Origin of the sequence: Rhizobium sp. UBA1881 (genome assembly GCF_002338015.1) — a bacterium.
Classification (GTDB): domain Bacteria; phylum Pseudomonadota; class Alphaproteobacteria; order Rhizobiales; family Rhizobiaceae; genus Rhizobium.
Genome location: NZ_DDHH01000079.1, coordinates 113,640 through 121,920 on the forward strand (window position 1 = coordinate 113,640; position 8,281 = coordinate 121,920).

Consider the following 8,281-nt stretch of genomic DNA (forward strand, 5'->3'; position numbering starts at 1 on the left):
CGCTTACCGTTCCAGGTTGAGGCGGATCGCAACCGACCGCGCGTGGGCGTCGAGACCTTCCGATACTGCAAGCGCGATGGCGGCCGGCCCCAGCGTGCGCAGCTGTTCCGAACCGAGGCGCAGGATCGAGGTGCGCTTGACGAAATCCAGAACCGAGAGGCCGGACGAGAAGCGCGCGGAACGGGCCGTCGGCAGCACATGGTTGGAGCCGCCGACATAATCGCCGATCACTTCGGGCGTATGCGCGCCGATGAAGATGGCGCCGGCGTTGCGGATCTTGTCGACCAGCGCATCCGGATCGGCGACGGCGATTTCCAGATGCTCGGCAGCGATGCGGTTTGCGAGCGGAATGGCGTCGCTGATCTCCTTGACGAGGATGACGGCACCGAAATCACGCCAGCTGGCGGCAGCCGTCTCGGCGCGGTTCAGCGTCTTCAGCTGGCGCTCGACGGCGGCTTCAACCGCCTTGCCGAAGGCCGCGTCGTCGGTGATCAGGATCGACTGGGCGCTGACATCGTGTTCGGCCTGGGCGAGCAGATCGGCTGCGATCCAATCCGGATTGTTGTCCTTATCGGCGATGACGAGCACTTCCGACGGACCGGCGATCATGTCGATGCCGACAGTACCGAAGACGTGGCGCTTGGCAGCGGCGACATAGGCATTGCCGGGGCCGGTGATCTTGTCGACCGGCGCGATGCTATCGGTGCCATAGGCGAGCGCCGCCACGGCCTGGGCTCCGCCGATGCGATAGATTTCGGTCACGCCAGCAAGCTTTGCTGCGGCGAGTACGGCGGGGTTGACCTGGCCACCCGTTGCGGGAACGACGATGACAACGCGATCGACGCCAGCGACCTTGGCCGGAATGGCGTTCATCAGCACCGAGCTCGGATAGCTCGCCGTGCCGCCAGGAACGTAAAGGCCGACTGCCTCGATCGCCGTCCAGCGCGAGCCGAGCGTCACGCCCATGGCGTCTTCGTAGATATCGTCCTTGGGGAGCTGGCGGGCGTGGTGGGATTCGATGCGGACGGCAGCGACCTTCAGCGCGCCCAGCACTTCGGCGGGAACAGCCTCGACGGCCGCGTCGATTTCCGCTTCGGTGACGCGCATCGGCGTCTTGGCGAAATCGATGCCCTCGAACTTCCGCGAATATTCGGCGAGCGCCGCATCGCCGCGAGCGCGGACATCATCGATGATGGCGCGAACGGTGGTGTTCACGTCCTCGGACATTTCGCGCTTGGTCGTCAGAAACGCCGCGAAACGCTGCCCGAAATCGTCCGATGCCTGATCCAACCAGATTGCCACGCGTCAATTCCTCTCGGTATGCTTCGATAAATGCGTATTCAGGCGCCGGGATGGCGCGGCTTGGAAGCGGTTTCCCATGCGCCGCCGATATCCGCAAGCTGAACCTCGATGCATTCGACATCGAGCGCGATGGTGGCGCCGGCGGCCAGATCGATCTGGATGGTGCCCTCCGGCCCCTCGCCTTTCTGCTCGAAGCGGATGGCGAGCAGCGACAGGACGTCCTCACGGTTCTTCTGGTTGATGCCGACGGAGCGGACGGCCAGCACGCGCTTGAACACGATGGCGGCGCGGCGGCGCTCGAAGCCCTTGCGCTTGGCGCCGGCTTCTTCCCAGACGAAACGATTGGCGGCGATGGAAAACTGCTGGTCGCGCGGCGACCAGGAAAGATCGGCGACCTTGAAGACGCTATCCTGCGTATGCGCGGAGACGACGGCAAGGTCTTCGCTATCCAGCGCAACAAGCTTCAGGTCGGTCATTCAGGCAGCACCCCATTGTTCCTGATATCACCGGGATGGCGATACCCGGCGCCGCGGAATGGCGGTGCCGTAGGACAAGGGACATAAGGCGCTAAGGCCCGTTGCGCAACGGGGACAAAGGGCGAATGACCGCCCTTTGTCTCGTTACGTCTACAGTTGCGCTTATTCGCTGACGCGTTCGACGATCGCACCGCAGCGGGTGAGCTTTTCTTCCAGGCGTTCGAAGCCGCGATCGAGGTGATAGACGCGCGACACCATGGTCTCGCCTTCGGCCGCAAGACCAGCGATGACGAGCGACACGGAAGCGCGCAGGTCGGTCGCCATGACCGGTGCACCCTTCAGGCGCGGCACACCCTCGATCTTCGCCGTCTGGCCCGACAGCGAGATCTTGGCGCCGAGGCGGGCAAGCTCCTGCACGTGCATGAAGCGGTTTTCGAAGATGGTTTCGGTGACATGCGACACGCCGGTCGAGCGGGTCATCAGCGCCATGAACTGCGCCTGCAGGTCGGTCGGGAAGCCCGGGAACGGATCGGTAACGATATCGACCGGGCGGATGCCGGCGCCATTGCGGCGGACGCGCATGCCGTTGTTGGTTGCCGAGATTTCAGCACCGGCGCGACGCAGGGTCTCAAGCGCGGTGTCGAGCAGCGCCACATCGGTATTTTCAAGCACGACATCGCCGCCGGCCATGGCAACGGCCATGGCGTAGGTGCCGGTCTCGATACGATCCGGCAGAACGCGGTGGCGCGCGCCCGACAGCGAGGTGACGCCTTCGATGGTGATGGTGGAGGTGCCGGCGCCGGAAATCTTGGCGCCCATGGCGATCAGGCAGTTGGCGAGGTCGACGACCTCAGGCTCGCGGGCGGCGTTGCCGATGACGGTGGTGCCGCGTGCAAGCGTGGCGGCCATCATCATGACGTGGGTCGCGCCGACGGAGACCTTCGGGAAAGTGTACTTGGCGCCAATCAGGCCGCCCTTGGGAGCGGTGGCGTTGACATAGCCGCTGTCGATATCGAGCGTCGCGCCGAGTGCCGTCAGACCGTCGAGGAAGAGATCGACCGGGCGCGTGCCGATGGCGCAACCGCCGGGCAGCGAAACGCGGCACTGGCCTTCGCGCGCCAGAAGCGGGCCGATGACCCAAAAGGAGGCGCGCATCTTCGAGACCAGCTCGTAGGGAGCAGTGGTGTCGACGATGGTGCGGCAGGTGAAGTGGATCGTGCGCGAGTAGCTGTCTTCCTGGCGTTCGCGGCGGCCATTGACGGAAACGTCGACGCCGTGATTGCCGAGGATGCGCAGCAGCTGCTCGACATCGGCCAGGTGCGGCACGTTTTCGAGCGTCAGCGTATCGCTGGTCAAAAGCGAAGCGATCATCAGCGGCAGGGCGGCATTCTTGGCGCCGGAAATGGGAATGATGCCGTTAAGCTCATTACCGCCGACAATTCTGATACGATCCATAAGCGCTTACGGGCCACGCCCGCCTTTCTGAAACTCTGTCTTTTAAAAGGATGCGGGTCTTTAGACGAAATCCGCGAAGGCTTCAATTCGAAGCGGACGGAACATTACGATTCGTCCATTTTTGCGGCAGGCAGTCCATTTGTCTCGTCGGCCTGGCCGGAACGGCGGGCACGCGTCTGTTGTTTGCGGCGGGAAAGATTTTCCCGCAATTTTTCCGCGGCCCGATCGCGGCGCAATTTGGCCTGCTGTTCGATCGCGTCTTTGCGGCCCTTGCGGGCATTTTCAGTGTCTTCGGTCATGTTTCATGGCTTACCCGAATTCGCGGCGATCCAAAAGTGGCGACGTGAAACTGACATAAGTTTGAAATTGCGTCTTGCGCTCGTCCCGAAGCTGTGGCAATAGCCGCCCCGTTCACGCAACGCAGCCGCTTCGGTTGCCAGCGTCTGGTCCTCGCTGCCGTAGCTCAGTGGTAGAGCACACCCTTGGTAAGGGTGAGGTCGGTGGTTCAATCCCACTCGGCAGCACCAGTTTTCTCCCCGGTAAAAATCAGCCCCTGTCGTGCGCATCATCGACGCGTATTTATGCCTGTTCAGCAAAAAGGGCCGAACAAGCCGGCCCGTTTTTGATCGCGGATGTCCATCCGCCTTAGTTGTCATACTCCCGGCAGGCGTCGCTGATCGAGGCGCCGCTTTCGCCGCCGCGGGTATCCACGCCCGAGTTGGCGCGAGGCATGGATGCGCAGTCGAGCGTCTTCGGCTGTGCCGTGATCGACTGCGTGGTCGTCGGGTTGACGGGCGTGACGGTTACAGGATGGGTGCCGTTGTCGCTGCTCGTGTAATCGCTGGAAAATGTTCCGGCGCTTGAGCCGGTCGAGCCGCCATTGGTGGGGCCGATCGAATCGGGGTTGGATTGCGCGAAGGCGGATGTGGCCAGGCCCGCGGCAAAAATGGCCGCGGTGATGACAGACGTTCGCATGGGAATTTCCTCTTCCTCGTCGGTTTTCACTATCGGGTTACGTGTGGACAACCCGGCCACAACGGGTTTGTTCCGCGATTTGCCGCAATCGTGAATTGTGACCGCGCGTCCCGCTGCGACATTCGGCATCAGATATCCCGGTTTGCGAAAGAGCAGCCGACTGGTTAAGACGTGGCGATAACGGCTTCGCCCGCCGAGACCATCCGTGAGCCGGCGATGCCGCAGGAGATGACGATGAGCACTGACGACAACGACCAGCAGAATGGCAAGGGCACGAAGGCGATCATTTTGATCGCCATGGTTCTGGCTGCCATCACCGCCGTTTTCGGCGCGCTCGCCGTCTATAAGGCCGTGTTCGTCTACACCATCGCGCCATAAAGCCTGCCCTCTGCCGGGGATGACCCGGACATGAACACGCCTCTCAGCTCACATTCATGCTGCGCTTATTATTCGTATTGAACAAATTCTCGATACGAACGTTTCGTCAACGCTGTTATGAATGGAGACTAGCATGAAGAAGCTTATTATCGCTGCCGCCGTGGCCATCGCATCGCTCAGCGCAACCGCAATGCCATCCTTTGCCGATAGCGTGACGGTCAGGATCGGTCAGCCGGGCTATCACGGCTACCACGATCGCTACAACCACCGCCCCTATTACGGCCATTCCAACCGCCATCATCCGGTGCGCTACAATTGCCGCATGAAGACCGTGAAGTATCACAGCCACGGCCGGATCGTGACAAAGACCACCCGCGTCTGCAGCTAAACGCGCAGGTTTGCTGGATGTTTCAAGCACTCGGTCGGATGGCCGGGTGCTTGTCTTTCATACGTCTTTGGTTCGTTACGCCGAACGCGTATGTCTTTTCCCATTTGCGGGTTTGTGAATTATCGCTAAAATGCTCCCGCACACTGCTTTGCGGGAGGAGCAGGCAGAACGCTGCAGAGTACCTGGCGTGAGCAATGGAGGAGTGCGCAAATGGCAAGCGAAAAGTGGAATGATCCTATCCAGGTCGGCTTCGAAACCACGGGGGCGCGGACGATATCCGGCCCGTTCGACGCGCTGACATGCCTGACCGAGCTCTGGCCCAATGTTCGCGGCCTGCGCTACCTGAAAGCCCGCAGCACATGCCGGGCTGCCCTTGACGGCCGCAAGAGCGTGGAAGAAGCGCGCGCGGAGTTCGTCGCAGCGGCCGAGGAAGCAAGGTTGCACGTTCACTGAGCGAGCTGCAATCGATCCGATCGGGATCAGATTGCTCCACAAGTGGCTCGAAATAAAGCAAGGTTGATTTTTGCTTAACCCTTACCGGAGCTTGTCGGGGGTAGCCGGACGAAGCTGGTTGTCTCGAGTGCTCAACGCTTACTAGAACACTGGCAGCCATCATGATGATGGTCAGAGGCTCGTCACCCTCTGTGTGAAAAGCACAGGCGGGCCTCGTATAAACTTCTCCAAAACAAACAGTTAGACGATGCGAGGTAGCGCCGCTCAGCGCGTACTATCTCTCCGCCACGCATCGTGAGCGAGCGCGCTCGGCGGTCTGGTTAATTGCGCGTTACCTGATTTCAGCATCCGGTATCGGCGCTTGCCACTTCCACATACCCCACACCGATGATCGTGCCGTCATTGGCGCGGATGAAGGACGGCACGTAGTGTGCGGCGGCGGGAACACAGGCGGTCGCTTCGCCATATTGGGCGAGAACGACATCATCGCGCTGAAGCGCCGAATAGTTGCTGTCGATCTCCAGCGAAGCTGCGGCCGGCAAGGCAAACGCGCCGGTCATCAGCGCTAAAGCGGGCATCCCAAGTCGAAGAAAGCGCGTCATGCCATTCTCCCATGTTTGATTATCCCAGTAACGGAACAGCCGTTAGTTTAGTTCCGCGAAACCACCGCCACTTTTAAATGCGTTAACGCTTTTCTACTTCCATCTTACAGTATCGACCGAAACAGCGCAGCGGCGACAAAAGGAGAGCATCAGCGGCGCAGCATTCGGCTCTGCACGTTGCCTTGGCCCACGACGTCCTCGGCAATCATCATGGCGCGCACGATGTCGCCGGCACTGTGCGCAAAGCCTTCGAGCACGGCGTATTGGCCGAGCATGGTGACCGTAATTTCGGTGCAATCGAGGTCCGGATCGGCACTCAGCGCGCTTTCGATCGCGGCCCGCATCGACGACTGGCTGTGGCCCCGTTCGCACTGATCCTCGTGCCCCGTCAAAATCTGGAACAGCTGTACCATCTTCGCCTCCAAGCGAATCGTTCTGCTGTTTAACGCTGCAGCGCCGCATTTCGTTGCAGTGCGGGCGCTATCGTTGGAGTATTTTCGAGAAGAAAATCCAAATACCTCTTGGCGCTTCAAGCGAAGCGAGCCATATCAACAGCATAGACATGTGGGGTGATCGCGATGAAACGCGTGATATCGGCCGTTGCGGCAACATTCGTTATGGCTGGTCTTCTGGCTGGCTGCACCACCAGCGAGACGGCGGAGGTGAAGCCCATCCCCGGAAGCATCACCTATGGCGGACAGCCGCGCACGAAGCTGACCAAGTCCCCACCGGGCAGCGTCGTCCATAATTCGTTCTATGATTCGACCGGAACGAAGCAGCTGGAAACCTATATCCTGCAGCCCGACAGGACGTTGAAGCTGACCCGGCGCGAGGCCATCCCCGACTTCCCGATGTAAGCACGGCTAAAGCGCAAGCGGCGGTTCGGCCGGCCGCAGGAACCGGTCGATCGCGGCGGGTTCCACCGCTTCGATCGTTGAAGGCATCCATTTCGGCTTGCGGTCCTTGTCGATAACGGCGGCTCGGATGCCCTCGTAGAAGTCGGGGCTTTGCAGGATGCCCAGGCAGGCGCTGAACTCGCGGCGCAGGCACTCGCCGAGGCTGCGGCTCTGCTTGCCCTCATGCAGCAGGCGCAGCGTCAACGCCAGGCTGGTTGGCGAGCGCAGCTGGATGGCGCGCAGTGTTTCTGCAGCGAAATCCGATGGCTCCGCTTTCAACGCCGCGATGATGTCGCCGACCGTGCCGAAGCGGAAGGTGCGTTCGATCAGGCTGCTATTGAGCCTCAGCGGCCCCTTGCCCGGATCGGTCGACAGGTTCTTCAGGACGACATCGACATCGCGCGAACTTGCGCCACGCGACAGGCCAGCGAGCGTATCGACAAGCTCCGGCAGCTGGAACGATGCGACTTGAACATCCGCGAGCCCGGCGTGAATCACGTCGGCCGCCCCGACCCCAAGGCCCGTCAGCCCCATCCAGACGCCGACTTCGCCCAGGGCGTGCGGTAACAGCCATGTGGCGCCGACATCGGGGAAATAGCCGATCCCCGTCTCCGGCATGGCAAAGCGAGTGCGCTCGGTGACCACGCGGTGGCGGCCATGCGAGGAAAGACCGACGCCGCCACCCATCGTGATGCCATCCATCAGCGCGACATAGGGCTTTGGATAGGCGGCAATGCGGTGATTGAGGTGGAACTCCTGGCGCCAGAAATCCTCCGCCAGCGCCGTGCCGGCGCGGCCGCTCTCATGCAGCGCGCGGATATCGCCGCCGGCGCAGAAGCCACGCTCGCCCTCACCCATGATGATCACCGTCGCCACGTCGGCATCGGCCGCGAATTCGCTGAGCGCCGCGTCGATGGAACGGACCATGTCGAGGGTCAGGCTGTTCAGCGCTCTCGGCCTGTTGAGGCGGATGATGCCGGCGGAACCCTGTCGCTCGGCAATAACCTCGCGCTGATCGACTTTGTCGTGCATCCGGGCCTCCTTGCGGCGTAAGCCGCGATCGATGCGGCCGCGCCAAATTGCGATTCCAAGTTCATGCCATCAGCGAATTGCGCTGCTTGTACACAAACTTATCGCGCTCGGCCGGATAGTCGATGGCTCGTATGCGAGGAAGATGCTCACGACCTCGTTCGGTCGCAAGACTGCAACAGTTTCGGCGCTTAGAGCCTTTCCTGGTTAGATTGAAGCATTCTGTTGGCTCAAACGGAGTCGGATGGTCGTCCGGCAGGCGCGCGTCGTAGCCAACGCATACGGCCAAGCCGGCCGGACGATCAGGCGGCCCGTTTCAGCCAACCC

General features: G+C 61.6%; 12 protein-coding genes and 1 tRNA gene. 5 read left to right on the top strand and 8 right to left on the bottom strand.

All coding sequences use genetic code 11. The features are described from left to right. Positions 1-3 precede the first annotated feature (3 nt). From hisD to B3605_RS09585, 4 genes are all read right to left on the bottom strand, one after another. Complete coding sequence (gene hisD / locus B3605_RS09570) at positions 4-1,302, bottom strand: histidinol dehydrogenase (protein WP_112973715.1); 1,299 nt, start codon at positions 1,300-1,302, stop codon at positions 4-6. A 38-nt stretch (positions 1,303-1,340) separates the two neighbouring features. Beyond that, positions 1,341-1,778: a DUF2948 family protein gene (locus B3605_RS09575; RefSeq protein WP_112942809.1), complete on the bottom strand. Its 438-nt coding sequence runs from the start codon at positions 1,776-1,778 to the stop codon at positions 1,341-1,343. Positions 1,779-1,940: 162 nt separating this feature from the next. After that, positions 1,941-3,233 carry a UDP-N-acetylglucosamine 1-carboxyvinyltransferase gene (gene murA, locus B3605_RS09580; RefSeq protein ID WP_047507310.1) on the bottom strand — a complete coding sequence of 431 codons (1,293 nt, stop codon included), beginning with the start codon at positions 3,231-3,233 and terminating at the stop codon, positions 1,941-1,943. Between the two features lie 104 nt (positions 3,234-3,337). Then, complete coding sequence (locus B3605_RS09585; protein WP_018898373.1) at positions 3,338-3,532, bottom strand: hypothetical protein; 195 nt, start codon at positions 3,530-3,532, stop codon at positions 3,338-3,340. 153 nt (positions 3,533-3,685) lie between these two features. On the opposite strand from B3605_RS09585, the gene B3605_RS09590 reads away from it, so the two are divergent. Further along, positions 3,686-3,760 (top strand) — tRNA-Thr (locus B3605_RS09590). A 118-nt stretch (positions 3,761-3,878) separates the two neighbouring features. On the opposite strand, the gene B3605_RS09595 is transcribed toward B3605_RS09590, so the two are convergent. Beyond that, positions 3,879-4,208 (bottom strand): hypothetical protein, encoded by a 330-nt coding sequence (locus tag B3605_RS09595; RefSeq protein ID WP_112942810.1) that lies wholly within the window; start codon positions 4,206-4,208, stop codon positions 3,879-3,881. Positions 4,209-4,442: 234 nt separating this feature from the next. Here B3605_RS09595 and B3605_RS09600 point away from each other — a divergent pair, with 234 nt between their 5' ends. The 3 genes from B3605_RS09600 (at position 4,443) to B3605_RS09610 (ending at position 5,427) form a co-directional block, all read left to right on the top strand. Next, positions 4,443-4,586 (top strand): hypothetical protein, encoded by a 144-nt coding sequence (locus B3605_RS09600; protein WP_156144778.1) that lies wholly within the window; start codon positions 4,443-4,445, stop codon positions 4,584-4,586. A gap of 133 nt (positions 4,587-4,719) precedes the next feature. Continuing rightward, positions 4,720-4,974: a hypothetical protein gene (locus B3605_RS09605; protein ID WP_047507308.1), complete on the top strand. Its 255-nt coding sequence runs from the start codon at positions 4,720-4,722 to the stop codon at positions 4,972-4,974. Positions 4,975-5,184: 210 nt separating this feature from the next. After that, the gene (locus tag B3605_RS09610; RefSeq protein ID WP_018898368.1) at positions 5,185-5,427 is read left to right on the top strand and encodes a DUF982 domain-containing protein; all 243 of its coding nucleotides are present in this window, start codon (positions 5,185-5,187) and stop codon (positions 5,425-5,427) included. A gap of 341 nt (positions 5,428-5,768) precedes the next feature. Here the strand turns inward: B3605_RS09610 and B3605_RS09615 are convergent, their stop codons facing one another. Further along, positions 5,769-6,029 (bottom strand): hypothetical protein, encoded by a 261-nt coding sequence (locus B3605_RS09615; protein ID WP_112942812.1) that lies wholly within the window; start codon positions 6,027-6,029, stop codon positions 5,769-5,771. Between the two features lie 149 nt (positions 6,030-6,178). Further along, positions 6,179-6,442 carry a BON domain-containing protein gene (locus B3605_RS09620; RefSeq protein WP_112942813.1) on the bottom strand — a complete coding sequence of 88 codons (264 nt, stop codon included), beginning with the start codon at positions 6,440-6,442 and terminating at the stop codon, positions 6,179-6,181. A gap of 165 nt (positions 6,443-6,607) precedes the next feature. On the opposite strand from B3605_RS09620, the gene B3605_RS09625 reads away from it, so the two are divergent. Then, a complete protein-coding gene (locus tag B3605_RS09625; RefSeq protein WP_183795140.1) occupies positions 6,608-6,886 on the top strand; it encodes a hypothetical protein in 279 nt (92 codons plus the stop codon). A 6-nt stretch (positions 6,887-6,892) separates the two neighbouring features. Here the strand turns inward: B3605_RS09625 and B3605_RS09630 are convergent, their stop codons facing one another. Beyond that, positions 6,893-7,957 carry an enoyl-CoA hydratase/isomerase family protein gene (locus tag B3605_RS09630; RefSeq protein ID WP_112942814.1) on the bottom strand — a complete coding sequence of 355 codons (1,065 nt, stop codon included), beginning with the start codon at positions 7,955-7,957 and terminating at the stop codon, positions 6,893-6,895. Positions 7,958-8,281 lie beyond the last annotated feature (324 nt).